Raw genomic sequence first — 22,908 nt, forward strand, 5'->3', positions numbered from 1 at the left:
ATTCACGGAGCGTAGTTTGTCAGCGTTCGCGGCGCTGCGGGTCCTCCGGCTTGGCCTGGCCGCCGGGATTGCGGCCCTGCTCGTTCTGGCGGTCGCGGTCGCCTTGCTGATGCTGCTGGCCCGGGGACTGTCGCTGCGGGTCGTTCTGCTGCTGTTCCGGGCCTCGGGTCTTGTTGTCGCCCATGAGATTTCTCCTTGCACAGCGCGCCGATCGCGCACGAACAAGGAAACGGCTCGGGAGTCGCATCGTTCCTAGAGCCAAGCTGCCTTAGTTCCGGCTTAGCTTTTGAATCTTCACCGGATTTTCGATGATCTGCCCCTTCATGTAGGGATCATCGGCCTTGGCCGCGGTTGGGGCGTCATGGATCTTGCGGACCACGTCCATGCCCTGGACCACCTTGCCGAACGCCGCGAAGCCCTGGCCGTCCTTGTTGCGGGCCCCGCCGAAGTCCAGGGCGGGGTTATCGCCGATGCAGATGAAGAACTCCGACCCCGCCGTGCCAGGCTTGTCCCGGGCCATCGAGATCACGCCGCTGGTGTGCCGAATCCCAGTGATCTGGGTGGTCTCGTGGGCGATGGCCGGCAGCGGACTGTCGTCGCGGTTCAGCCCGCCCTGGATGACGCTGATGGTGGCGGGGTTGTTGTCGTTCTTCGGCGAGACGGTCCGGTAGAAGCTGCCACCGTCCAGCAGATGCTGGTCCGCATAGGCCAGGAAGTTGGCCACGGTGATCGGCGCCTTGTCCGGATAGAGCTCGATGACGATCGGCCCCAGCTCGGTGACCATCCGCACCCGGACGGGCGCGGCCCCGGCGGCGGTCAGCGGCAGGGCGGCGGCGAGCGCCAGCAGATGGCGGCGGGAGATCATGGGGCGGCTCGCTTGACGTCGGTGTGGATGAAGTCATTTCCCTTGAACAGCAGCGGTTCGTCCAGGGATTTGGCCAGGGCGTAGACGAAGCTGTCGCCATAGTTCAGGTCGGCGTCATGCCGGCCCTTGCCAAATATCCGCCGGGCTTCAGCCGCGCCGTAGGCCTGCTCAGCCGTGAGCGCGACGATCTCGATCCGCAGCCGGGCGATGTCGCGGTTCAGCAAGGCGATGCCGGCCTCAGCCGTCCATCGCCGCATATAGACCTCGGCCGCCTCCACATAGGACGCGGCCGACATCAGACGACGCTTGGCTCGCAGCATCAAGGCGTAGAAGGCGTCCGCCTCCGGTTCGCGCAGCGAAATGGCCATCAGGGCCGAGGTGTCGACGATCATCCGATCGGCTGACCGTGCTCGTCGTAGAGCTCGGCCTCGATCTCGCGCCAGTCGCGATGATCAAGCACCGGCCGAGCGTCGAGTTCGGCGAAAAAGGCCTGCTTGGCCGCTTCCTCGGCCTCGCTCAAGGCATAGGGCTTGGACAGCCGCGCGACCTTCTCGACCAAGGCCTGATGGATGGCTTCGGTCAAGCTTTCTCCCGTCGCGTCCGCCACTTGCCGGGCCAAGGCCTCGGTCTCGGCCCGCTTGATGCTGATCCCCATTCTAGAACCACCTTTGACGTTTCTAGAATATAGCGGAATCCCCCGGGCCACGCTAGAAGGCCCGCCCATGAGCACGCCGTCCTCCCCCGCGAAGTCCATGGCCGACACGGCCGCCGAATTTGGCCTCAAGCCGGAGGAGTACGCCGTCGTCCTCGACCGCCTGGGGCGCGAGCCCAACCTGGTCGAGCTGGGCGTGTTCTCGGTGATGTGGTCCGAGCACTGCTCGTACAAGTCGTCGAAGAACCAGCTGAAGAAATTCCCGATCACCGGACCGCGGGTGATCTGCGGCCCCGGCGAGAACGCCGGCGTGATCGACATCGACGACGGCGACGCCATCATCTTCAAGATGGAGAGCCACAACCACCCCTCCTACATCGAGCCCTACCAGGGCGCGGCGACCGGCGTGGGCGGCATCATGCGCGACGTCTTCACCATGGGCGCGCGGCCGATCGCCCTGCTGAACGCCCTGCGCTTCGGCGAGCCCGACCATCCCAAGACCAAGCGCCTGGTCGACGGCGTGGTGGCTGGCATCGCCGGCTACGGCAACTGCGTGGGCGTGCCCACGGTCGCCGGCGAGACCAATTTCCACAAGGGCTACAACGGCAACATCCTGGTCAACGCCATGTGCGTGGGCCTGGCCGACGCCGACAAGATCTTCTACTCGGCCGCCCCCGGCGCGGGCCTGGCCGTGGTCTATTTCGGCTCCAAGACCGGCCGCGACGGCATCCACGGCGCGACCATGTCGTCGGCCGAGTTCTCCGAGGACTCCGAGGAGAAGCGCCCCACGGTCCAGGTCGGCGACCCCTTCGCCGAGAAGCTGCTGATCGAGGCCACGCTGGAGCTGATGGCCACCGGCGCCGTCGCCGCCATCCAGGACATGGGCGCCGCGGGCCTGACCTCCTCGTCGGTCGAGATGGCCGGCAAGGGCGGTGTCGGCATCGAGCTGAACATGGACATGGTGCCCCAGCGCGAAGAGGGCATGAGCGCCTACGAGATGATGCTCTCGGAAAGCCAGGAGCGCATGCTGGCGGTGCTGAAGCCCGGCCGCGAGCAGGACGGCCACGCCATCTTCGAGAAATGGGGCCTGGACGCCGCCGTCATCGGCCACACCACCGACACCGGCCACCTGGTGCTCAAGCACCACGGCCAGGTGGTCTGCGACGTGCCTCTGGCTCCGCTGTTCGACGACGCGCCGCTGTATGACCGTCCCTGGGTCCAGCCAACGCTGCATCCGCACCTCGACCCGGGCAAGATCCCCGCCCCGGCCGACTGGAACGCCGCCGTGCTGAAGGTGGTCGGCAGCCCCGACATGGCCTCCAAGCGTTGGCTGTGGGAGCAGTACGACCGCCACGTGATGGCCGACACCCTGGAAGACAGCGCCACTGGCTGCGACGCCGGCATCGTGCGCATCCACGGCAAGGGCAAGGCCATCGCCGTGACCAGCGACGTCACCCCGCGCTACGTGCAGAACGACCCCTACGAGGGCGGCAAGCAGGCCGTGGCCGAAGCCTGGCGCAACCTTACGGCCGCCGGCTCGACGCCGATCGCCATCACCGACAACCTGAACTTCGGCAGCCCCGAAAAGCCCGAGACCATGGGCCAGATCGTCCGCGCCACCGACGGCATGGCCGAGGCCTGCCGGGCCCTGGACTTCCCGGTCGTGTCGGGCAATGTCAGCCTCTACAACGAGACCAACGGCGTCGCCATTCCGCCGACTCCCACCGTCGGGGCCGTGGGCCTGATCGACGACTACGACCTGCGCATGGGTTTCGGCAACGTGGCCGAGGGCGACACCCTGGTGCTGGTCGGCGAGACCCATGGCGAGTTGGGCGCCTCGATCTATCTGCGCGAGATCCTGGGCCGCGAGGACGGCGCTCCGCCGCCGGTCGACCTGGCCGTCGAGCGCAAGAACGGCGATTTCGTGCGCGGCCTGATCCGCACGGGCCTGGTCGCCGGCCTGCACGACCTGTCGGACGGCGGGCTGCTGATCGCCGCGGCCGACATCGCCCTGGCCAGCAAGGTCGGCGTCACCCTGAACGCCACCAGCCACGCCCACGCCCATCCCTACCTGTTCGGCGAGGACCAGGCCCGTTACCTGGTCGCCACCCCCGATCCGGACGCGGTGCTGGCGGCGGCCAAGGAGGCCGGCGTCCACGCCATCGTGGCCGGCGTGGCCGGCGGCGACGCCTTCGCCTCAACCGACCTGTTCAGCATCCCGCTGGAAACCCTGCGCACGGCCCACGAGGCCTGGCTGCCGGGCTTCATGGGCGCGGCCGGCTAAAGGACCCTCAGTATGCGTATGACTTCCCTGCTGGCGACCGCCAGCCTCGCCCTGTCGCTGCTGGCCGCCTGCGCGCCGGCCGCCCAGGCCCCGGCCCCCGCCGCCCAGAGCGCCGACGCCTCGTGCGCCGCGCGCGGCGGGACGATGCGGCCGGTCGGCCGCCTGCAGCGCCAAACCTGCGTCGTGCCCTATGCCGACGCCGGCAAGATCTGCTCGGACAAGGCCGACTGCCAGGGCGCCTGCATCGCCGAGGGCAACCTGGAAGCCCAGGGCGCCACGACCGGCCAGTGCCAGAAGACCAACGTCCAGTTCGGTTGCTACGCCAAGATCGTCGGCGGCAAGTCGACCGGCGCGATCTGCATCGACTAGGATTCTTCAAGATCCGCTCATCCCCGCGAAAGCCGGGATGAGCGGGCATATATCTCAGGCCACGGCGAACGCGGCCTGGGGAGACGCCCGCAGCCGGGCGGCGTCGCGCCCTGGCGGCGCGCCGAACAGGCGGGCGTATTCGCGGCTGAACTGGCTGGCGCTGTCGTAGCCGACGGTGAATCCCGCCCCGGCCACGTCGCCCGGCTGGCTCAGCAGCAGGGTCCGGGCCGCCTGCAGACGCAACTGCTTCTGGTACTGCAACGGGCTCATGGCGGTGACCGCCTTGAAGTGGCGATGGAACGAGGCCGGGCTCATTCCCGCCAGCCGGGCCAGCGCCTCCACCTGCATGGGCGCGGCGAAGTTCGCCTGCAGCCACTGGATGGCCCGGTTGATCTGCGAGAGGCGACTTTCGGCCAGGCCGATCTGCCGGACCGTGGGGCCGGTGGGCCCCTGCAGCAGCCGCCACAGCACCTCCCGCTCCAGCATCGGCGCCAGCACCGGAATGTCGGCGGGCCGGTCCAGCAGGCGCACCAGCCGCAGAACCGCGTCCACCAGGTCAGGTCCCGCCTCGTTGACCTGCAGGCCGCCCGCCGAAGCCGCCGGAGACGCCGGTATAGGCGCCTCGAGAATCAGGTGGGCGATCTTGACCGGATCCAGGGCGAGGCTCAGCGCCGCATAGGGTCCCTCGACGACCTGGCCGCAGACCGGCAGGTCGACCGACACGGTCAGGAACTTGCCCGCGTCGTAGCGGAACAGCCGATCGCCCAGGACCGCATGCTTGGCCCCGGCCGCGATCAGGCACAGCAGGGGTTGGTAGACGACCGGCATGGGTTCGGTCGGCGCGCTGGCCCGGTACAGCGTCAGGCCGGGGACCTGGGTTTCCCAGGTTCCCTCGCGGGCGTGGCGGTCGAGCACCGCGCGGATTTCGAACAACGGTTCCATGCTCGACACATGCGCCCGGGCGACGGCGCGCATCAAGCGTTGGAGGCCAGACTGATCGGATCGTGCAAGAGCCTGCGAGCAACGCCCTAACGCTGATGGACGCTGGAGGCCTTCAATAGCGCCACCAACAAGGAGATTTTCCATGAGCAAGATCTGGTTCGTCACCGGCGCGGCCCGCGGCCTCGGCGCCGAGATTGCCAAGGCCGCCCTGGCCGCCGGCGACCGCGTCGTCGTCACCGGACGCCGCCGCGAGGCGCTGCAAGCGACCTTCGGACCGGACAGCGACCACCTGCTGTCGCTGTCCCTGGACGTCACCCGCGAGGCCGACGCCGAAGCCGCCGTCGAGGCGACCCTGGCCCGCTTCGGCCGCATCGACGTGCTGGTCAACAATGCCGGCTACGGCAATCTGGGCCTGTTCGAGGAGACCACCGACGCCGAGGCCCGGGCCCAGTACGACACCAACGTCTTCGGCCTCTACAACGTCACCCGCGCCGTCCTGCCGGTCCTGCGCCGCCAACGGTCCGGCCGGATCTTCAACATCTCGTCGGTGGGCGGCCTGCTGGGCGGCGAAGGCGGCTCGCTCTACTGCGCCACCAAGTTCGCGGTCGAGGGGTTCTCGGAATCGATCGCCAGGGAGGTGGCCGCGTTCGGGATCCACGTGACCATCGTCGAGCCCGGCTTCTTCCGCACCGACTTCCTGGACGAACGCTCGGTCCGCTACGGCTCGCGCCAGATCGAGGACTATGCCGCGATCTCGGCCCAGATGAAGGCCTTCTGGGACGCGCGCAACCATACCCAGGCGGGCGATCCGGCCAAGCTGGGCCGGGTGCTGGTCGACCTGGCCGACCGGACCGACCCGCCGCTGCGCTTCGCCGCCGGCTCGGACGCGGTGGCGATGATCGGCGGCAAGATCGCCGCGCTCCAGGCCGAGCTGGACGCCTGGCGCGCCCTGTCGGTCACCACCGACGGCGACGACGTTCCCGCCCCCGCCGCGGCCTCGGCCGGAACCTGGGGCTGATCCAAGGGCGGGTCCCGGTCACTGCGCGGGCCGGGACCCGTCGCTTTCGAGCGCCGTATCGCTGTCCAGGGCGGACGCCGGATGGGCGTCGCGCCACAGGTCGCGCAGCCATCTCCACAGCAGGGTCAAGATCATCGCTCCCTCCCAGGGCGGGTCTTCGCCTCTTAGCCGAGCCGGAACCCTACACCCGCAGGCTGCAACCTCGCCACCGCAATCGGAAATGGCTCAGCTAGACCCGCGCTCCTCGCCCCCGCGCGACCTGGGCCACGCGCTCCAGCACCACGGGGCCGGCGGCGGAACCGGCGGCGTAGACGAAGTCCGGGCTGTCCATCGCCTTGCCGCTGCGGCGGTCCACCAGCACCGGCTCGGCCGGCAGGCCGGTCGTCGCGTCGACCATCTGGCTGGCTATGCCCTCGACCGCGAAGTGGCGATTGCCGAACGCCATCAGCGCCGTCATCACCGGCGCGAAATCCCGCGCCAGGTCGGTCAGCACATATTCGTGACGCACAGGGCGCTCCTGGTAGGGGCGGCGCTCCAGGAACCCCGCCGCGACCAGGGCCGCCAGCCGCTGGGTCAGGACGTTGGGCGCCACGCCCAGGCTCTTTTCGAACTGGTCGAACCGGGTCAGGCCCTGGGAGGCGTCGCGCAGGATCATCAGGCTCCAGGTGTCGCCCACCCGCTCCAGCGTGCGGCCCACGGGGCATTGTCCAGGATCGAAGGCGCGTCGGGTCATGGGTTCAATATAGGTGATCGCTAGCAAATCGAAAGTTAGTCACTTGCATTTTGAAAGTGACTAACCACTTCAGCTCCACGACCGGGCCATGGGGCCTTGGCCAACCCCCTACGGGATGAAGACGATGAGCAAGCAAGACCTTCGCGGCGCGGCCCTGATCACCGGCGCCTCCACCGGCATCGGCGCGACCTATGCCGACCGCCTGGCCCGCCTTGGCCATGACCTGGTGCTGGTGGCCCGCGACACGGCGCGGCTGGAGGCGCTGGCCGCCAAGCTGACCGCCGCCACGGGCGTCAAGATCGACATCATCACCGCCGACCTGACCGACAAGGCCGACCTGGCCAGGGTCGAGGCCCGGCTGGCCGGGGACGCCACGATCGACATCCTGATCAACAACGCCGGCGTCGCCCTGGCCGGGGCCTTCGTCGACCAGGACCTGGAGCGGATCGAGAGCATGATCCAGCTGAACGTCGTCTCGGTCACCCGCCTGGCCCACGCCGCCGCCAAGACCTTCGCGGCCCGCGACCGCGGCGCGATCGTCAACATCTCGTCGGTGGTCGGCCTGGCCCCCGAGCTGCAGATGGCCGTCTACGGCGCGACCAAGGCCTATGTGACCTACTTCACCCAGACCCTGCGCCAGCAGCTGAGCCCCAAGGTCCGTCTCCAGGCGGTGCTGCCGGGCGCGACGCGCACCGAGATCTGGGACCGCTCGGGCAGCGGCGGCGCCGAGGCGCTGGATCCCAACGGGTTGATGGAGGTCGACGACCTGGTGGACGCGGCCCTGGCCGGCTTCTTCCAGGGCGAACTGATCACCATCCCGTCCCTGCCCGACCCGGCCGACTTCGCCGCCTATGACGCGGCCCGGGCCAAGCTGCTGCCGAACCTGTCGCGCAACCGCCCGGCCGACCGCTACAAGGTAAGCGAACCGGCCTGATCGGCGAGCGGGCCGGGGCCTTTCGTGGTTCCGGCCCGGACCTTCCCGGCCGTCACGACACTGGCGCATCGCGACCCTATCTATCTTTCGTGGCCGCCCGGGAACGAACGTCGCGCCCGGCCGCTTGCCCGGCAGCCAAGGAGACCGACATGGCCGTCATTCCGAACCTGGACGAGTTCATTCTCGAAGAAACCGCCGACGGGATCTTCCTCACCGTCACCGGCGACGACGAGCAGACCCTCAAGCTGCGGGTCACGCTGGACGACCTGGAGGAGATCGTCGAGGTCATCGACGATGTCTTCGGGCTGGAGGAGGACGACGAGGCCGAAGCGGTGGACGAAAGCGCGGGGTGATCCGGGTTTTCCACTGATCCGCTCATCCCGGCATTCGCCGGGATGAGCGGATTCAAAAAATGGTCTACCGCCCCGCCGCCCTGCCGATCCCGTCCAGGTCGTCGTCCAGCGCCCGCGTCGCCGTGACCACGGTGGCCACCGCGCGCTTGAAGAAGTCCTGCGGCACCGTGGCGAAGTCGTCGGTGGGCTGGTGGTATTCGGGATGGTCCTCGACCCCGAAATAGACCCAGGGCACGCCCTTCTCGGCGAAGGCCCCCTGATCGGACTGCGCCGTCCAGTTGTTCTCCTTGCCCTGGGCGTCGGTGTCGTGGCCCAGCAGCAGCTTGACCGGAGCGGTCCTGGCCACGGCCTGCAGCACCGGCTTCAGATAGGGCTGCGGGCCGGCGCCGCTGACATAGAGCTGGCCCTTGGCGTTCTTGCTGAGCATGTCGAAATTGACGTTCAGCCCGATTCTGGCCAGCGACACGGGCGGATCGGCGACGAAGGCCTTGGCGCCCTTCAGCCCGCTCTCCTCGGCGTCCAAGGCGACGATCAGCACGGTGTGGCGCGGCGGCCTGGCCTTGAACGCCTCGGCCACGGCCAGCAGGCCGGCGATCCCCGAGGCGTTGTCGTCGGCCCCGTTATAGACCTGCCCCCTGCGCACCCCCAGGTGGTCGTAGTGGGCCGAGACCACCAGCACCTTGTCGGAGCTGGACGTGCCCTCGATCCGCGCCACCAGGTTGACGCCGGTGACCTCCCTGCCGAACCGGGGCTTGAAGGTGAACGGCCGCTCGAAGGTCGCGCCTTGCGGCCGCAGACCGATCTGGCCGAAGCGCTTGACGATATAGGCCCGCGCCTTGGCCCCGCCCGGCGTGCCGACACCCCGCCCCTCCATGTCGTCGGCCGACAGGATGCGGACGTCGTCCAGCGCACGGGCGCCGGGCTTGGGCGCGGCGTGGGCGGGCCCAGTCAGGGCGATGAAAACGGCCGAGACGGCGACGACGTGGCGGAAGGCTAGGAAGCTCATGTCCCCTTCAATGCGACCGGATTCCCTGGTCGGCAATCGCGCAGCCAGCGCATAGTCGGCGTAAAAGCAACATTTCAGCCCGAACGGGCATTTTCACGTATGCCCGTTCTTAAGGTTTACGCCGCATACCGAGGTTGAGAGATTCGGAGACCACCGCCGTGCCCATGTCCTTCCCCGACCTCGAAGCCCGCCTGCACGACGCCTTTCCGGACGCCGAGATCGTGCTGACCGACCTGGCCGGCGACGGCGACCACTACAAGGCGCGGATCGTCTCTCCCGCCTTCCGCGGCCTGAACCGGGTCAAGCAGCACCAGATGGTCAACCGGGCCCTGGCCGACGTGCTGGGCGGGGCGCTGCACGCCCTGGCCCTCGAAACCGCCGCCCCGACGGAGTAGCGGCCATGCGCTATCGCCCCTTCGGCAGCGCGGGCGTGGCGGTCTCGGCGATCACGCTGAGGCTGGAGGACCAGCCGCGCCTGCGCGGGTCCGACTGGCGCAAGCTGATCTTCGCGGCCTTGGAAAGCGGGATCAACAGCTTCGAGATCGACGGCGTCTCGCCGGCCCTGATCGAGGGCGCGGCCGAGGCCTTCTCCACGGTCGAGCGACGCCTGCTGTTCATCGGCTGGCGGCTGCGGGGCTCGCTGGACCGGGCCCTGAAGGCCCAGGCGGTCCACGACATGATCGACCAGGCCCTGGACCGCACGGGCCTGGGCCACCTGGACCTGGCCACCCTGGACGACCCGGACGCCAACGCCTTTTCCGCCGAAACCCTGGAACAGCTGAAGGCCCTGCGCGACGCGCGGCTGATCCGCCTGCTGGGCGTGGCGGGCGCCGGCGACAAGTTCGACGCCTATGTCGCCTCGGGCCAGTTCGAGGCCATGGCCACGCCGTTCAACTCGGCCTCGGGCTGGGTGGAGCGCAACCGCGTGCGATCCGCCGTCAGCCGCGAGATGGCGGTGATCGGCCTGGACTACTGGCCGGACGTGCTGCGCGAGGCGCAGAAGCACGCCTTCCTGCCCAAGCCCTCGCTGTGGCGGCGCCGCACCGACCCGCTGGCGGACGTCGGCGGCTACGACTTCCTGCGCAACACGCCCGGCTGGAACGCCCAGCAGATCTGCCTGGCCTACGCTCTGACCGAGCCGTCCCTGGCCTCCGTCCAGGTCACGGCCGGTTCGCCCGCCGAGCTCGAGGCCCTGGCCGCGATCGTCGAGCGCGACCTGCCCACCGGCTGCGCCGCCCAGATCGAGATGGCCCGGTTCTCGGCCCAGGAAGCCGCCAAGGCAAAGCGTCGCGCCTGAGGCCTTCGGCCGCGCCAAGACTTGACCCGGAGGGGCGCGGCGCCTAGCTGAGAGCCTACGCCCAAGGATCTTGTTCCATGACCGCCACCACCACCGAAGCCGCTTCCTCCCCCGCCCTCGACTTCATCGCCAAGACCGTGGCCGAAAACCCCGTGGTCCTGTTCATGAAGGGCGTGCCGGACCAGCCGCGCTGCGGCTTCTCGTCGATCACCGTCCAGATCCTCGACCACCTGGGCGTGTCGTTCGTCGGCGTCGACGTGCTGCAGGACGACGACCTGCGCCAGGGCGTCAAGACCTTCACCGACTGGCCGACCATTCCCCAGCTCTACGTCAAGGGCGAGTTCATCGGCGGCAGCGACATCGTCCGCGAGATGTTCCAGTCGGGCGAGTTGAAGACCCTGCTGGCCGAGCAGGGCCTGATCGAGGCTTGAGCCGACGCTCGCTGATCGTGGGGCTTGGCGCGGTCGGTTTGGTCGTTTTTGTGGTCTGGGTCACGTTCCCAACCGGTTACAGGATCAACGCCTCGGACAAACCTTTCGACCAGGCGCTGCGGCGCGCGATGGATCGCGGCGTCGCGATCGATTTGCGAGCTCTTGAGCCTGGCGCTTGGACCAAGGTCTGCGGCGTTGGCGAGGGCTCACCCCTCGAAAGGCTCAAGGACGCCGGTCTGCCGACGAAACCCGCGACCGGCGAAAGCGAACTCGGCGAATTCTTCGACGACGGCTCGGCCTCCCTTCTCGATGAAGCCAGCAGCGCCTTTGTCTTCGTGACCAAAGACGGCGCTCGGGTTCGCCCGGTGGCGAAGCCGCATATCCTCTCTGGCGGGGCGCTGAACACCTGCGTGGATCGCTCGAACGCCATCCTGGTTTCCGACGCGGACGGTTGGCGTCTTGGAGCCGCGCGATGAAGATTTTCCATCCGGCCGGCGACGCCTTCCACATGCCGTTCGAACCGACAGCGTCGGACATCGACGCCAACGGCCACGTCAACAACGTGGTCTATCTGGCCTGGGCCCAGGACCTGGCCATCGCCCATTGGGACGCCTGGGCCACGCCCGAGGAACGGGCCCCGTGGAGCTGGGTCGCCCGCCGCCACGAGATCGACTACCGCCGCGAGCTGCTGCCCAGCGAGATCGCCACCGGCTACACCTGGGTGGGCGAGCTGAAAGGTCCGCGCTTCGAGCGCTACATCCGCATCGACGGCCCCGACGGCGAGATGTGCGCCCAGTGCCGCACCGACTGGGTGCTGATCGACGTCGCCGCCAAGCGCCCTGCGCGCGTGCCGCCCTGGATGGTCGAGCGGTTCACGCCGAAGGGCTAGGACCTTTCATCCGTTCAGATCCACTCATCCCTGCGAACGCCTGGATGGGCGGAAAAGCATTCAGTTCACCGGGTTCAGAAGCCGGACGGCGCGCGCCCCGGCCAAACCCAGTTCGTCGTAGCTGAAGCTGACCTCCACCACGTTCGGCGCGGCCTTGCAGACATCCAGTCGCCTGCGGGCGAAGGCGATCGTTCGGGCATGACCGTCTCGCCCCGCATAGAACGTGAAATCGGCCTTCGTCGTGCAGCCATGCGACAAGACCTTCAGGGCCAGCCCCGTGGCGCCCGCTTGAGCACCCTTCAGCGTCTCGAGTTCGCCGGTTTCCGGCCCCGGCCGCACGACCAGGGTCACGCCTCCGCGCCCCGCGCAGCCGCCCAGGGCCAGCAACAGCCCGGCGGCCAGCAGTCGGCGTCGATCGAGGGCCATGTACAACCTTGGCAAGAACGGGAAACTGGGCCCTAGTTTGCCCACGGCCCAGCCGCGCGCAACCGATGAGACCCCCGTGCCCCGTAAATTCGCTTCGATCGCCGGCGCCGCGTTGATGGCGACCGCCCTGACCTCCCCCGCCTTCGCCCAGCCCGCCGACTACAAGGCGCTGGACGCCGAGGCGGCCCGGCTGATGGCGGTCGGCAAGATTCCCGGCCTGGCCTATGCGGTGATCGAGCACGGCAAGGTGGTCCACGTCTCGGCCCAGGGCTGGCGCAACGTCGAGAAGAAGCTGCCCCTGACGCCCGACACCATCATGTACGGCGCCTCGATCACCAAGGCGGCGTTCGGCCAGTACGTGCTGATGCTGGTCGACGACGGCAAGCTGGACCTCGACACGCCGATCAAGGCCTATCTGCCAAGGCCCCTGCCCGATTACGACGCCTACAAGGACCTGGCCGGCGACCCGCGCTGGGAGACGATCACCCCGCGCATGCTGATGACCCACACGGCGGGCTTTCCCAATTTCCGCTGGCTGAACCCCGACGAGAAGCTGGACATCAAGGCCGAGCCAGGCACGCGCTACATCTATTCGGGCGAGGGCATCAACCTGATGCAGTTCGTCATCGAGCAGGGCCTGGGCCTGAAGGTCGGCGATGAGATGAACCGGCGGATCTTCCAACCCCTGGGCATAACCCGCAGCGCCATGAGCTGGCGGCCCGACTTTCGCCCCAACCTGGCCGACGGCTATCATGAAGACGGCAAGTTCGAGGAGCACGACGAGCGCAGCAGCGTGAAGGCCGCCGGCTCCCTGGACACCACGATCTCCGACCTGTCGAAGCTGGCCGCGGCCATGGTCTCGGGCCGAGGCCTCTCGGCCAAGGCCGCCGCCGAGCGGACCAAGTCCAGCTTCCCGATCGTCAACGCCCACCAGTTCCCGCCGACCCTGACGGGTGGAAACCCGGACAACGCCAGGATCGGCCTGGCGGCGGGGATCGGCGTGGTGGTGTTCGACGGCCCCCAGGGCCACGCCTTCTTCAAGGGCGGCCATAACGACATCACCGACAACCAGTTGATCTGCGTCGAGCGCGGCGAGCGATGCCTCGTGATGCTGACCAACAGCGGTGTCGGCGCGCGGATCTTCCCGCCGCTGCTGAAGGCGGCGCTGGGCGACGTGGGCATGCCTTGGACGTGGGAGTACAATCCCCTGCGGCCGGTGGCGGCGCCTTAGGACGGATCGACATTCAGCCGAAGACCACCAAACCTTTCGTCATTCCCGCCCTTGTGGCGGGAACCCCTGGTTCAGCGGCCACGTGAAACCCAGGCGAACCGCCAGCGGTTCGCCCCTACTGCACCTGCGGCCGACAGAGGGGTTCCCGCCACAAGGGCGGGAATGACGGAGTTATAATATTTGAATGTCGATTGGCCTTAGGCCCGTCCCAAGCTCGTCACCCCCGCTTCAGGCGGGGATGACCGCGTGTCAGGCCGCCTTGGCGTCCAGCGTCTCGCGCAGACGGGCGGCCACGTCGCCCAGGGTGATGCGCGACAGGGCGCCGTCGACGTCGGGCTGGCCTTCGGCGGCGATCGAGCTGGCGAGGCCGGCGGTGAAGTCGGTGATGGCGGTGATGTGCTGGGCCAGCATGTCGACCATGTGCAGTTCCTGCATTACCTTCAGCCGGCTCTCCAGCGGAACGGCTTCGAGCAGTTGCCCCAGGGCGCTGTCCAGGTGGCCGCAGGAGACCGCGGCGATCGACAACTCGGCCGACAAGGCTTCCAGCAGGCCGGCGATACCGGCGGTCGTCTGGACTTCGCGCGTCATGGTCATGGCTTTCCCCCAAGCGTTTCAAACCGATAGCGCCTGGGCCCTTGTCGCATAGTTAAGGCTGAAGAAAACCCGGCCCCGGGCAAACCGGGGCCAGGGCGACAGATTGTCGCGGATTTCAGCTCCAGGGACCGATCCGGCGCCCGTCGCCGGCCGGCACGGCCGTGCCGATCCGGCCGCGCGTGGCCTGGCTCACGCCCAGCCGCAGCAGGGCCTCGACCCGGTTGTGGGTGGCCGGGTGGGTCGAGAACAGGCTGTCGCCACCCTTGCCCGACAACGGGTTGATGATGAACAGGTGCGCCGTGGCCGGATTGCGCTCGGCCTCGACATTGACCGCGCCGCCGCGGGCGTAGGCCTCGATCTTCTCCAGCGCCCGGGCCAGGGCCCGGCCGTCGCCGGCGATCTGCGCGCCCACCCGGTCGGCCTCGTATTCCCGCGAGCGGCTGATGGCCATCTGCACCAGCATGGCGGCGATCGGCGCCAGTATGGCCAGGGCGATGGTCCCGATCAGCCCGCCCGGACGCTCGTCGTCGTCGCGCCCGCCGCCGAAGAACAGGCCGAAATTGGCCAGGGCCGAGATCGCGCCGGCGATGGTGGCCGTCACGGTCATGGTCAGGGTGTCGCGGTTCTTCACGTGGGCCAGTTCATGGGCCATGACGCCGCGGATCTCGTCGCGGTCCAGCAGGCCCAGCAGGCCCGTGCTGGCGGCCACCGCCGCGTGGTCGGGATCACGACCGGTCGCGAAGGCGTTGGGCTGCTCGCTGTCGATCACCGTGATGCGCGGACGCGGCAGGCCGGCCCGGCGGGCCAGGTCCTCGATGTCGGCGACATAGGCGCGGACCAGCGGCTCGGGATGGCTGGCGTCGACCTCGACCGCGCCGTACATCCGCAGCACGATCTTGTCGGCGTTCCAGTAGCTGAACAGGTTCATGCCGACGGCGAACACCAGGGCGATCAGCATGCCGGTCGGGCCGCCGATCAGGTAGCCGGCCCCGACGAACAGCGCCGTCAGGCCGGCCAGCAGGACGAAGGTCTTGATGTGGTTCATGGCTTGGATCGTGGATCAGTCGAAGATGTCGAACAGGTCGAAACGCTTTTTCTTGTGGCCGTAGTGGCCCTGGCCGTGATGGCGGCGCTCGTCGTCGTGACGATAGTCCGGGCGGCGATCGGGGCGATGGTCCGGACGCTCGCGGGGCCGGTCGTAGTCGGGCAGGCGCGGCGTCGCGGCCTGGGGCTCGCCCCGCTCCATGGCCATCAGCTTCTCCAGTTCGCCGCGGTCCAGCCACACGCCCCGGCATTGAGGGCACATGTCGAACTCGACGCTGGCGCGCTGCACGGCCTGCATGGAGGCGTCGCAGTTGGGGCACATCAGAAGCGGCATTTCGGATCCCTGTCCTGTTGATGGACGGGTGTCCCCGAAGCTGGGCCGGCGGCGGAGGGAGGGGGACAGCCGGACCCAGACATCGAGAACACCCGATGCGGTCCGACATCACGAGTGCTTGCATCACTCGCCAGAGGGGCCCGGCCCGCTCACGAAATCTAGGCGCCCGCGAAAACGGTTCAAGGGCGCGCGAAACGAAAAAGGCCCCGGATTGCTCCGGGGCCTTTCCGATCGTCTTCGAGGTCGACGCTTACGAAGCGTAGAATTCGACGACGAGGTTCGGTTCCATCTTCACCGGATACGGCACTTCGGCCAGTTCCGGGGCGCGGACGAAGGTGGCGGTCATCGCCTTGGCTTCGACCGTGATGTAGTCGCAGAAATCGCGTTCCGACGAGGCCAGGGCCTCGATCACCAGCGCCATGTTGCGCGACTTTTCACGGACGCTGATCACGTCGCCGGCCTTCACGCGGTAGGAGGCGATGTTGACGCGCTTGCCGTTCACCAGCACGTGGCCGTGGTTGACGAACTGGCGGGCCGCGAACGGGGTCGGCACGAACTTGGCGCGGTAGACGACGGCGTCCAGGCGCGACTCGAGCAGGCCGATCAGGTTTTCCGAGGTGTTGCCCTTGCGGCGGGCGGCTTCCTCGTAGGTGCGCGAGAATTGCTTCTCGGTCAGGTTGCCGTAGTAGCCCTTCAGCTTCTGCTTGGCGCGCAGCTGCAGGCCGAAGTCCGAAACCTTCTGCTTGCGGCGCTGGCCGTGCTGGCCGGGGCCGTAGGACCGCTGGTTCACCGGCGACTTCGGCCGGCCCCAGAGGTTTTCGCCCATGCGGCGATCGATCTTGTACTTGGCGCTATGGCGCTTGGACATAAGTCACTCTTTTAGCTCGATCCGGGCCGGCTCCCCCGAAAGGGTGCGATCTCAACGGCGGCTTCGGGTCATTCCGTCATGCGATTTTCGCGCCGTCCGGCAAGCCGGCGGCGAGAAGGGGCGGTTTATGGCGGAGGGGCGGCGGGGAGTCAACGTCTCCAACAGCCGCCACGGCTTTACGGCGTCAATCGATGACCAGCGGAGGCTGGCGCCGGTCGCGCTTCAGCCGCATCCGCCCCCATCGCCACAGACCGTAGGCGCAGACCACGATGGTGACGATCAGACCAGGCCCGATCCACCATGGCGGCCCTGTGCGTCCGTCAAGCGTCAACCAACGGCAAACGCCGACTACAGAGACAATCCAGACAAGCCAGCCTGCCAAACGCCATGGACTGCCCTCCAGCGTGAACAGCCTCATGCCTGAACCCAACGCCGCCAGTAGGACTATGTAGGGAACAAGTTGTCCATTTAACGCCAGCAATCCGTAGACCGCGCCGATCCACAGCAAGTGGCCCAGGGCATAGATGAGCCAGCGCGGACCGGGATCGGCCGTCACGGGGTTTACGATCGATTCGCCGACGTCCTCGCTGAGGTCCCGCTCGACGCGGGCCCAGTCGTCGAAATCCTCGTCGATGTCCGGATCCGTCGCCGGGTTAGGATCGGATGGGGTCACAGGAGTTTCCCAGAGCAGACGCCTCCAAGAGTGTCGGGGAAGTCGTCCTCGAGCAAGCCGCCCGCTGGAGTTGGCTGGCTCAGAGTCTCCCCGCGTGCCAGGCCACATGGTCGCCGATGAACGTCGCGATGAAGAAGTAGCTGTGGTCGTAGCCCTCCTGCCGTCGCACCGTGACCTTGCGGCCGGCCTGGGCGGCGGCGGCCTCGATCAGCTCGGGCTTCAGCTGGCTGTCCAGAAAGCTGTCGGCCAGGCCCTGGTCGATCAGGATCTCGTCGAAGCTCGCCCCCGCCCCGTCCTCGATCAGGGCCGCGGCGTCGTGCGCCCGCCAGGCGGCGCGGTCGGGACCCAGATAGGCGCTCATCGCCTTGTCGCCCCAAGGGCAGTTCAGCGGCGAGACGATCGGCGAGAAGGCGCTGACTGATCTGAACAGGTCCGGATTGCGCAGGGCGATGGTCAGGGCCCCGTGGCCGCCCATCGAATGGCCGAAGATCCCTCGCCGCGCCGGGGCCAGCGGAAAGGCGCCGTCGACCGCCTCCAGCAGGTCCTTCGTGACGTAGGAATACATCCTGAAGTGCGGCGTCCACGGCGCCTGGGCGGCGTCGACATAGAACCCCGCCCCCTGCCCCAGGTCGTAGGCCGGGTCGTCGGCGACGCCTTCCCCGCGCGGCGAGGTGTCGGGCGCGACGATGGCGATCCCGTGCCGGGCCGCGTGCGCGTAGACGCCCGACTTGGTGGTGAAGTTGTCCTCGGTGCAGGTCAGGCCCGACAGCCAGACGAGGTAGGGAAACGGCCCCTCCCCGTCCGGGGTCCACACCGTGAACCTCATCGGCGTGCCGGTGCTGGCGCTGTCGTGCCGGCAGTAGCGCAGGGTCCCGCCCTGGGTGCGGTGGGTGGCGGTGGTTTCGACAGTCATTCAAATCACCCGAACGATCCCTTCTCCCCTTGCGGGAGAAGGTGGCCTGCGAAGCAGGTCGGATGAGGGGGCGCACCGGCGGCGCCGTGCGCGGCTGAACTGATCTTCAACCCCTCATCCGTCGCCTGCGGCGACACCTTCTCCCACAAGGGGAGAAGGAAGAGGTTCTAGAACGTCACCACCGTCCGGATGCTCTCGCCGCGATGCATCAGGTCGAAGGCCTCGTTGATGCGGTCCAGGGGCAGGACGTGGGTGATCATCGGGTCGATCTGGATCTTGCCGTCCATGTACCAGTCGACGATCTTGGGCGTGTCGGTGCGGCCGCGGGCGCCGCCGAAGGCCGTGCCGCGCCAGACCCGGCCGGTGACCAGCTGGAACGGCCGCGTGGCGATCTCCTTGCCGGCCTCGGCCACGCCGATGATGATGCTCTCGCCCCAGCCGCGATGGCACGCCTCCAGCGCCTGGCGCATGACCGTGGTGTTGCCGGTGGCGTCGAAGGTGTAGTCCGCCCCGCCGTCGGTCAGGGCCACCAGGTGGGCGACGAGGTCGCCGTCGACGGTCTTGGGATTGACGAAGTGGGTCATGCCGAACTTGCGGCCCCATTCCTCGCGGTCGGGATTGAGATCGACGCCGACGATCATGTTGGCGCCGACCAGCTTCAGGCCCTGGATGACGTTGAGGCCGATGCCGCCCAGGCCGAACACGATGGCGTTGGCGCCGGGCTCGACCTTGGCGGTGTTAGTCACCGCCCCGACGCCGGTGGTCACGCCGCAGCCGCAGTAGCAGGCGGTCTTGAATGGCGCGTCCTTGCGGATGCGGGCCACGGCGATCTCGGGCAGCACCGTGAAGTTCGAGAAGGTCGAGCAGCCCATGTAGTGGTGGATGGTCTGGCCCTTATAGGAGAAGCGGCTGGTCCCGTCCGGCATCAGCCCCTTGCCCTGGGTGGCGCGGATGGCCGTGCAGAGGTTGGTCTTGCCGGAAAGGCAGCTTTTGCACTGGCGGCATTCGGGGGTGTAGAGCGGGATCACGTGGTCGCCGACCGCCAGGCTGGTGACGCCGGCCCCGACCTCGACCACCACGCCCGCGCCCTCGTGCCCCAGGATCGAGGGGAACAGGCCCTCGCTGTCCAGCCCGTCCAGGGTGTAGGCGTCGGTGTGGCAGACCCCGGTGGCCTTGATCTCGATCAGCACCTCGCCCGCCTTGGGCCCTTCCAGGTCGACCTCGACGATCTCCAGCGGCTTCTTGGCCTCGAAGGCGACGGCGGCGCGGGTTTTCATCGGTCAGGTCTCCGGATGTCGAGTCGGCCGGACTTTGCCTTCGCGGCGCGGCGGGGTCGAGCCCCTCTTCCGTCCCTAGCCTTCCGCCTCGGGCTTGGCCGCCCTGGCCTTCTGCTCCGCCAGCTTGGCCAGCACCCGGCCGCGTCCCTTCGACAGGGCCGTGACCACGCCGCGGAAGGTGCGCACCTCCTGCTCGGTCAGCCGGGCCCGGGCCAGCGGGGCGCGCAGGTTGCGGACCATCGAGGGCTTCTTCTCGGGCGGATGATAGAAGCCGGCCTTCTCCAGCTCGTCCTCCAGCTGGCCGTACAGGCCCAGCAGGCTGGACTGGTCGGCGGGCTCGGCGACGTTGTACTCGAACTTCGACCACGGCCGGTCATCGACCGTCATCTTCCATTCGTAGGCGTTGATCGACACGGCCTGGGCCAGGTTCAGCGACCGGAAGCGCTCGTCGATCGGGATCGAGACGATGGCCTGGCACAGGGCGATGTCGTCGGTCTCCAGCCCGGCCCGCTCGCCGCCGAACAACAGGCCCACCGCGCGCCCCTGGGCGACGTCGGCCGACAGGTGGGCGGCGGCCTCGCGCGGGGTGTAGACCGGCAGGCGGGTCTCGCGCGGGCGGGCCGTGGTGGCGAAGACCAGTTTCAGGTCGGCGATGGCCTCTTCCAGGGTCTCGAACACCTTGGCGTCGTCCAGCGGCCAGTTGGCGCCCGAGGCGCTGGCCCAGGCGCGCTCCTGGGGCCAGCCGTCGCGCGGCTTGACCAGACGCAGGTCCGACAGGCCGAAATTGGCCATCACCCGGGCGACCGCGCCGATGTTCTCGGCCAGTTGCGGCTGGTTCAGGATCACGCAGGGCGGGGAGGGCTTGGAGGTCATCGCCCCCCTTTGCCGCCGGACCACCGCGCGGTGCAAGCCCCTACGATGGCGGTTCGTGCGTTTAGCGTCGGTCCAGTTCGCGCTGAAGCTCGTCGAGCCCCCCATGTTCCGCCCCGCCGCCGCCCTCGCCCTGATCCTCGCCCTGGCCAGCTGCGGCGAGCCGCCGATGCTGGGCCAGGAGGATCCGCTGTTCGACCGCCAGACGATGACGGCCCAGTTCCAGCCCATCGCCGACCGCCTCGCGCCAGGCAGCCTGGGCGTGGCCGTCGAGGACCTGGACACGGGTCAGGTCATCTCGTTCAATGGCGACAGGCGCTTTCCCCTGCAGGGCGCGGTCGTCGCCCCGCTGGCCGTGGCGGTGATGGACCAGGTCGAGGCCGGGCGGCTGCGGCTGGACGACGTCGTGCTGATCGAGGACGTCGATCTCTCCCCGCCGCCCAGCGCCGTCGCCGACGCCTGGCCCGGCCGCAACACCTACACCGTCCAGGACCTGCTGGAGCGCGCGGTCGTCCAGGGCGACACCACCGCGACCGACGTGCTGATGAAGCGGGTCGGCGGCCCTGGCGCGGTCACCGCCTGGCTGCAGGGCCGCAAGGTCCAGGACCTCGACATCGCCCGCTACCAGCGCCAGCTGCTGCCCGAGGGATTGGGCCTGGCCTCGTTCCGCGCCGGCTGGAGGGGCGAGGTCGCCTACCGCGCCGCCCTCGACAAGGTTCCACCCGCCGATCGCCGGCGCGCCGCGCTGGCCTCCCTGGCCGACCCGCGCGACACCGCCACGCCCCTGGGCGCCCTGCGGCTCCTGGAAGCCCTGAACCAGGCCGAGCTGGTGGGGTCGGATTCGCGCCGCCTGCTGGACCGGATCACCAGCCAGGCCCAAGGCGGTTCGGGCCGCCTGCGCGCCGCCCTGCCCGACGGCGCCCGCCTGGCCCACGCGCCGGCCACGGCCCGCACCGACCAGGCCTTCACCCCGCTGGTCGGCGACATCGGGGTCTACACACTGAAGGACGGCCGCAAGTTCGCCGTCGTGGCCTTCGTGTCGGGCTCGACCCTGCCGGTCGCCGCGCAGGAAAAGGCGATCGCCGATGTCGGGCGGGTGGTGATCAGGGCGGCGAGGTAGGGTCCATCAAGACGACACAGGCGACCAAGCCGCCGGACATTTGTCCGCGACCTGGCCGCCCCTTGTCAGGTTCTAGATATTGGAGACGGCGGCCAGCACCTTGTGGGTCCCGCTGGCGTTATCCTGCACGGCCGCGCCCGAGATCGCGCCGCCGCTGGAATTGCCGGTGACGACGTACCAATCGCTGGGTCCGTCGATCTGGACGAGGTGGGTGGCGCTATTCCCCCCCGTCGTCCAGAGGCTGTTGTCGGCGCAGATCACATTCCGCATGGAATGGAACTCGAGCACCGGCCCGGCATAGTTGAAATCGCTGAGTTGGTTGCCTGACACGGTCACCGCGACTGACTTGTAAGAGTCGACGAACGAGTGAGAGACACCGTTCGCCCAGTTGTTCTGAACGTTGATCGACCTCACGGCGCCTTGGTAGTTCACGGCATCGGGCGATTGGATGCTGATGCACGGGCCGTCGTAGCCCTGAAAATAATTCGCGCGGATCTGCACGTTCGACACGAAGCCGGTCTTGGTAGCGTTGGCGCTCGACTTCAGCAGCAGTCCGGTCTGCATCTTCCCATCGAGCTGACAGTTCTGGATCCAGATGTCGCTGACGTTCACATTGTGGTCGGACTGAAGAATGAAGGCGTAGTGCATGTGGTAGAGGATGCATTTGTCGAAGCGGATGCCCGCGATGCCGGCGTTAGACGCCGAGGCGATCTCGGTGGCAACGCCGCGAGAGAAGCCTCCGTTGCCGGCGACATAGGAGCCGACGAATTGACAGTTCTCGAAGTCGAGATCGCCGGTGAACGACAGATCCGGCGCCGTCGCGGGCGCGCTCGCCACGACCACGCAGATGCCGTTGAGTCGGCTCTCGCACCAGAACGAGCACCGCTCGAACTTGAGCTGACGCGCACGCTGAATCTTCACCGCGACGTCGAACTCAAGAATGGCGACGTCGCTGACAAGACTTTGCTGCAGGCCGCTGACGTTGGTGTAGGCGGTCGCGTCGCCGACCAGCAGGCCGATCACGTTCGCCTGTCCGGTCGCATTGTTGATCGCGAACCCGGCAATGTTGAAATCGAAGATCTGGGCCGTACCGTCGGTCTGGCCATGGATAACGATCACCGCGGCGCCGCTGAAGCCCGGCAAAGTGGCGAAGCGCGATCCGAACACCGTGCCCGCGCCCAGGATACGCAGAGCGACCGTGTGGGAGGGCCGCAGGTGCAGCGTCCCCGACACGCCGTATGTCTTGGCGGAAAGCCGCAGAATCTGCTGCGAACCGTCTGAATCGTAGGATGCCTGAATGCTGTCGATCGCGCGCTGCAAGGCGCCGAGATCGTCGGCGACGCCGTTGCCCACGGCGCCGAACCACTCCGGGATGACATCGCGCAGGCCGATCGTGGCGCCGGCGCCGCCGAAGATCTGGTGCTGCCCCGCGACAACCTGGCCGCGCACGGTGACCGTGACGTCGCTGGCCACCGACAACATCGCGCCGCCGTCAAAGGTCATGACCACGCCACGGGGAACGGTGAAGTCGTGAGCAATCCTGTAGAGCCCGGGGGGCACGTAGAGATTGCGGCCGGGCGCGAGGGCGTTGACGAAAGCGCTGCTGTCGTCAGCGACGCCATCGCCGATCGCGCCATAGTCGCGAACGCTGAATTGCTCGGTCAAACGATCGGACAGGACGCGTGGCGTCGCGCCGACGCCGGAAGGCGTGAAAATCACATCACTTGCAGGGGTTGTCATAGGGTTCTCCCGTGAAGAACGCTCCATCTGAGCGTCCTTCGACCC

Annotated in this window: 29 protein-coding genes and 1 pseudogene; 12 read left to right on the forward strand and 18 right to left on the reverse strand. The window is 68.2% G+C overall.

The window, feature by feature from the left end; all coding sequences use genetic code 11:
• Window positions 1–19: 19 nt before the first annotated feature.
• The 4 genes from AC07NX_RS00085 to AC07NX_RS00100 all read right to left on the reverse strand — a co-directional run bounded on the left by AC07NX_RS00085 (window position 20) and on the right by AC07NX_RS00100 (window position 1,619).
• Window positions 20–184, reverse strand: coding sequence for a hypothetical protein (locus AC07NX_RS00085; RefSeq protein WP_494638004.1), 165 nt, complete (start codon window positions 182–184; stop codon window positions 20–22).
• Window positions 185–268: 84 nt separating this feature from the next.
• A complete protein-coding gene (locus tag AC07NX_RS00090) occupies window positions 269–865 on the reverse strand; it encodes a peptidylprolyl isomerase (RefSeq protein WP_494638006.1) in 597 nt (198 codons plus the stop codon).
• Window positions 862–1,257, reverse strand: coding sequence for a type II toxin-antitoxin system VapC family toxin (locus AC07NX_RS00095; protein ID WP_494638008.1), 396 nt, complete (start codon window positions 1,255–1,257; stop codon window positions 862–864). Before AC07NX_RS00095 ends, AC07NX_RS00090 begins: the two co-directional genes overlap by 4 nt.
• On the reverse strand, window positions 1,254–1,619 hold the full coding sequence (locus AC07NX_RS00100; protein ID WP_494638010.1) for a type II toxin-antitoxin system VapB family antitoxin: 366 nt from the start codon (window positions 1,617–1,619) through the stop codon (window positions 1,254–1,256). The genes AC07NX_RS00095 and AC07NX_RS00100 overlap by 4 nt, the downstream gene beginning before the upstream one ends.
• On the opposite strand from AC07NX_RS00100, the gene purL reads away from it, so the two are divergent.
• Together purL and AC07NX_RS00110 are read left to right on the forward strand one after the other, a co-directional pair.
• Window positions 1,588–3,801 carry a phosphoribosylformylglycinamidine synthase subunit PurL gene (gene purL, locus AC07NX_RS00105; RefSeq protein WP_494638012.1) on the forward strand — a complete coding sequence of 738 codons (2,214 nt, stop codon included), beginning with the start codon at window positions 1,588–1,590 and terminating at the stop codon, window positions 3,799–3,801. The two genes, AC07NX_RS00100 and purL, sit on opposite strands and share 32 nt — an antisense overlap.
• A gap of 12 nt (window positions 3,802–3,813) precedes the next feature.
• Window positions 3,814–4,170, forward strand: a complete 357-nt coding sequence (locus AC07NX_RS00110; RefSeq protein WP_494638014.1) for a hypothetical protein — start codon at window positions 3,814–3,816, stop codon at window positions 4,168–4,170.
• A 54-nt stretch (window positions 4,171–4,224) separates the two neighbouring features.
• Here the strand turns inward: AC07NX_RS00110 and AC07NX_RS00115 are convergent, their stop codons facing one another.
• The gene (locus AC07NX_RS00115) at window positions 4,225–5,145 is read right to left on the reverse strand and encodes an AraC family transcriptional regulator (RefSeq protein ID WP_494638016.1); all 921 of its coding nucleotides are present in this window, start codon (window positions 5,143–5,145) and stop codon (window positions 4,225–4,227) included.
• A gap of 109 nt (window positions 5,146–5,254) precedes the next feature.
• On the opposite strand from AC07NX_RS00115, the gene AC07NX_RS00120 reads away from it, so the two are divergent.
• Complete coding sequence (locus tag AC07NX_RS00120) at window positions 5,255–6,130, forward strand: oxidoreductase (RefSeq protein WP_494638018.1); 876 nt, start codon at window positions 5,255–5,257, stop codon at window positions 6,128–6,130.
• Window positions 6,131–6,359: 229 nt separating this feature from the next.
• Here AC07NX_RS00120 and AC07NX_RS00125 read toward each other — a convergent pair whose 3' ends face one another.
• Window positions 6,360–6,863 carry a winged helix-turn-helix transcriptional regulator gene (locus AC07NX_RS00125; protein ID WP_494638020.1) on the reverse strand — a complete coding sequence of 168 codons (504 nt, stop codon included), beginning with the start codon at window positions 6,861–6,863 and terminating at the stop codon, window positions 6,360–6,362.
• Window positions 6,864–6,987: 124 nt separating this feature from the next.
• Between AC07NX_RS00125 and AC07NX_RS00130 the strand changes: the two genes are divergently transcribed.
• Both AC07NX_RS00130 and AC07NX_RS00135 read left to right on the forward strand, forming a co-directional pair.
• Entirely contained in the window at window positions 6,988–7,797 is an 810-nt protein-coding gene (locus AC07NX_RS00130) for an SDR family NAD(P)-dependent oxidoreductase (protein WP_494638022.1), read from the forward strand.
• Window positions 7,798–7,946: 149 nt separating this feature from the next.
• A complete protein-coding gene (locus AC07NX_RS00135) occupies window positions 7,947–8,150 on the forward strand; it encodes a hypothetical protein (protein ID WP_494638024.1) in 204 nt (67 codons plus the stop codon).
• A 64-nt stretch (window positions 8,151–8,214) separates the two neighbouring features.
• Here AC07NX_RS00135 and AC07NX_RS00140 read toward each other — a convergent pair whose 3' ends face one another.
• The gene (locus tag AC07NX_RS00140; protein ID WP_494638026.1) at window positions 8,215–9,156 is read right to left on the reverse strand and encodes a M20/M25/M40 family metallo-hydrolase; all 942 of its coding nucleotides are present in this window, start codon (window positions 9,154–9,156) and stop codon (window positions 8,215–8,217) included.
• 158 nt (window positions 9,157–9,314) lie between these two features.
• Between AC07NX_RS00140 and AC07NX_RS00145 the strand changes: the two genes are divergently transcribed.
• From AC07NX_RS00145 to AC07NX_RS00165, 5 genes are all read left to right on the forward strand, one after another.
• Window positions 9,315–9,551 carry a BolA/IbaG family iron-sulfur metabolism protein gene (locus AC07NX_RS00145; protein ID WP_012287488.1) on the forward strand — a complete coding sequence of 79 codons (237 nt, stop codon included), beginning with the start codon at window positions 9,315–9,317 and terminating at the stop codon, window positions 9,549–9,551.
• Window positions 9,552–9,556: 5 nt separating this feature from the next.
• Complete coding sequence (locus tag AC07NX_RS00150) at window positions 9,557–10,453, forward strand: aldo-keto reductase family protein (RefSeq protein WP_494638029.1); 897 nt, start codon at window positions 9,557–9,559, stop codon at window positions 10,451–10,453.
• A gap of 77 nt (window positions 10,454–10,530) precedes the next feature.
• On the forward strand, window positions 10,531–10,884 hold the full coding sequence (gene grxD / locus AC07NX_RS00155; protein WP_035071016.1) for a Grx4 family monothiol glutaredoxin: 354 nt from the start codon (window positions 10,531–10,533) through the stop codon (window positions 10,882–10,884).
• Window positions 10,881–11,360, forward strand: a complete 480-nt coding sequence (locus AC07NX_RS00160) for a hypothetical protein (protein ID WP_494638031.1) — start codon at window positions 10,881–10,883, stop codon at window positions 11,358–11,360. Before grxD ends, AC07NX_RS00160 begins: the two co-directional genes overlap by 4 nt.
• On the forward strand, window positions 11,357–11,773 hold the full coding sequence (locus tag AC07NX_RS00165) for an acyl-CoA thioesterase (RefSeq protein WP_494638033.1): 417 nt from the start codon (window positions 11,357–11,359) through the stop codon (window positions 11,771–11,773). The genes AC07NX_RS00160 and AC07NX_RS00165 overlap by 4 nt, the downstream gene beginning before the upstream one ends.
• A gap of 60 nt (window positions 11,774–11,833) precedes the next feature.
• On the opposite strand, the gene AC07NX_RS00170 is transcribed toward AC07NX_RS00165, so the two are convergent.
• Entirely contained in the window at window positions 11,834–12,199 is a 366-nt protein-coding gene (locus AC07NX_RS00170) for a hypothetical protein (RefSeq protein ID WP_019848483.1), read from the reverse strand.
• A gap of 76 nt (window positions 12,200–12,275) precedes the next feature.
• Between AC07NX_RS00170 and AC07NX_RS00175 the strand changes: the two genes are divergently transcribed.
• Window positions 12,276–13,430, forward strand: coding sequence for a serine hydrolase domain-containing protein (locus AC07NX_RS00175; protein WP_494638035.1), 1,155 nt, complete (start codon window positions 12,276–12,278; stop codon window positions 13,428–13,430).
• Window positions 13,431–13,461: 31 nt separating this feature from the next.
• Here AC07NX_RS00175 and AC07NX_RS00180 read toward each other — a convergent pair.
• From AC07NX_RS00180 to AC07NX_RS00220, 9 genes and pseudogenes are all read right to left on the reverse strand, one after another.
• Window positions 13,462–13,608 (reverse strand): annotated as a pseudogene (locus AC07NX_RS00180) (hypothetical protein); the annotation flags it as partial.
• A 71-nt stretch (window positions 13,609–13,679) separates the two neighbouring features.
• The gene (locus AC07NX_RS00185; protein WP_494638037.1) at window positions 13,680–14,024 is read right to left on the reverse strand and encodes a DUF8776 family protein; all 345 of its coding nucleotides are present in this window, start codon (window positions 14,022–14,024) and stop codon (window positions 13,680–13,682) included.
• A 115-nt stretch (window positions 14,025–14,139) separates the two neighbouring features.
• Window positions 14,140–15,069, reverse strand: coding sequence for a zinc metalloprotease HtpX (htpX, locus tag AC07NX_RS00190; protein ID WP_494638039.1), 930 nt, complete (start codon window positions 15,067–15,069; stop codon window positions 14,140–14,142).
• A gap of 15 nt (window positions 15,070–15,084) precedes the next feature.
• Complete coding sequence (locus AC07NX_RS00195) at window positions 15,085–15,402, reverse strand: zf-TFIIB domain-containing protein (RefSeq protein ID WP_035071023.1); 318 nt, start codon at window positions 15,400–15,402, stop codon at window positions 15,085–15,087.
• Window positions 15,403–15,652: 250 nt separating this feature from the next.
• Window positions 15,653–16,270 carry a 30S ribosomal protein S4 gene (gene rpsD / locus AC07NX_RS00200; RefSeq protein WP_035071025.1) on the reverse strand — a complete coding sequence of 206 codons (618 nt, stop codon included), beginning with the start codon at window positions 16,268–16,270 and terminating at the stop codon, window positions 15,653–15,655.
• A gap of 184 nt (window positions 16,271–16,454) precedes the next feature.
• Window positions 16,455–16,943: a hypothetical protein gene (locus tag AC07NX_RS00205; protein WP_494638042.1), complete on the reverse strand. Its 489-nt coding sequence runs from the start codon at window positions 16,941–16,943 to the stop codon at window positions 16,455–16,457.
• A 79-nt stretch (window positions 16,944–17,022) separates the two neighbouring features.
• Complete coding sequence (gene fghA, locus AC07NX_RS00210) at window positions 17,023–17,856, reverse strand: S-formylglutathione hydrolase (protein ID WP_494638044.1); 834 nt, start codon at window positions 17,854–17,856, stop codon at window positions 17,023–17,025.
• Window positions 17,857–18,023: 167 nt separating this feature from the next.
• Window positions 18,024–19,133, reverse strand: coding sequence for an S-(hydroxymethyl)glutathione dehydrogenase/class III alcohol dehydrogenase (locus tag AC07NX_RS00215; protein ID WP_035089068.1), 1,110 nt, complete (start codon window positions 19,131–19,133; stop codon window positions 18,024–18,026).
• Between the two features lie 75 nt (window positions 19,134–19,208).
• Entirely contained in the window at window positions 19,209–20,006 is a 798-nt protein-coding gene (locus tag AC07NX_RS00220) for an RNA methyltransferase (protein ID WP_035071034.1), read from the reverse strand.
• 103 nt (window positions 20,007–20,109) lie between these two features.
• Here AC07NX_RS00220 and AC07NX_RS00225 point away from each other — a divergent pair, with 103 nt between their 5' ends.
• Window positions 20,110–21,123: a serine hydrolase gene (locus tag AC07NX_RS00225; protein WP_494638047.1), complete on the forward strand. Its 1,014-nt coding sequence runs from the start codon at window positions 20,110–20,112 to the stop codon at window positions 21,121–21,123.
• Between the two features lie 72 nt (window positions 21,124–21,195).
• Here the strand turns inward: AC07NX_RS00225 and AC07NX_RS00230 are convergent, their stop codons facing one another.
• Window positions 21,196–22,863, reverse strand: coding sequence for a glycosyl hydrolase family 28-related protein (locus AC07NX_RS00230; protein WP_494638049.1), 1,668 nt, complete (start codon window positions 22,861–22,863; stop codon window positions 21,196–21,198).
• Window positions 22,864–22,908 lie beyond the last annotated feature (45 nt).

The organism is Caulobacter sp. GW821-FHT09A05 (assembly GCF_059418465.1).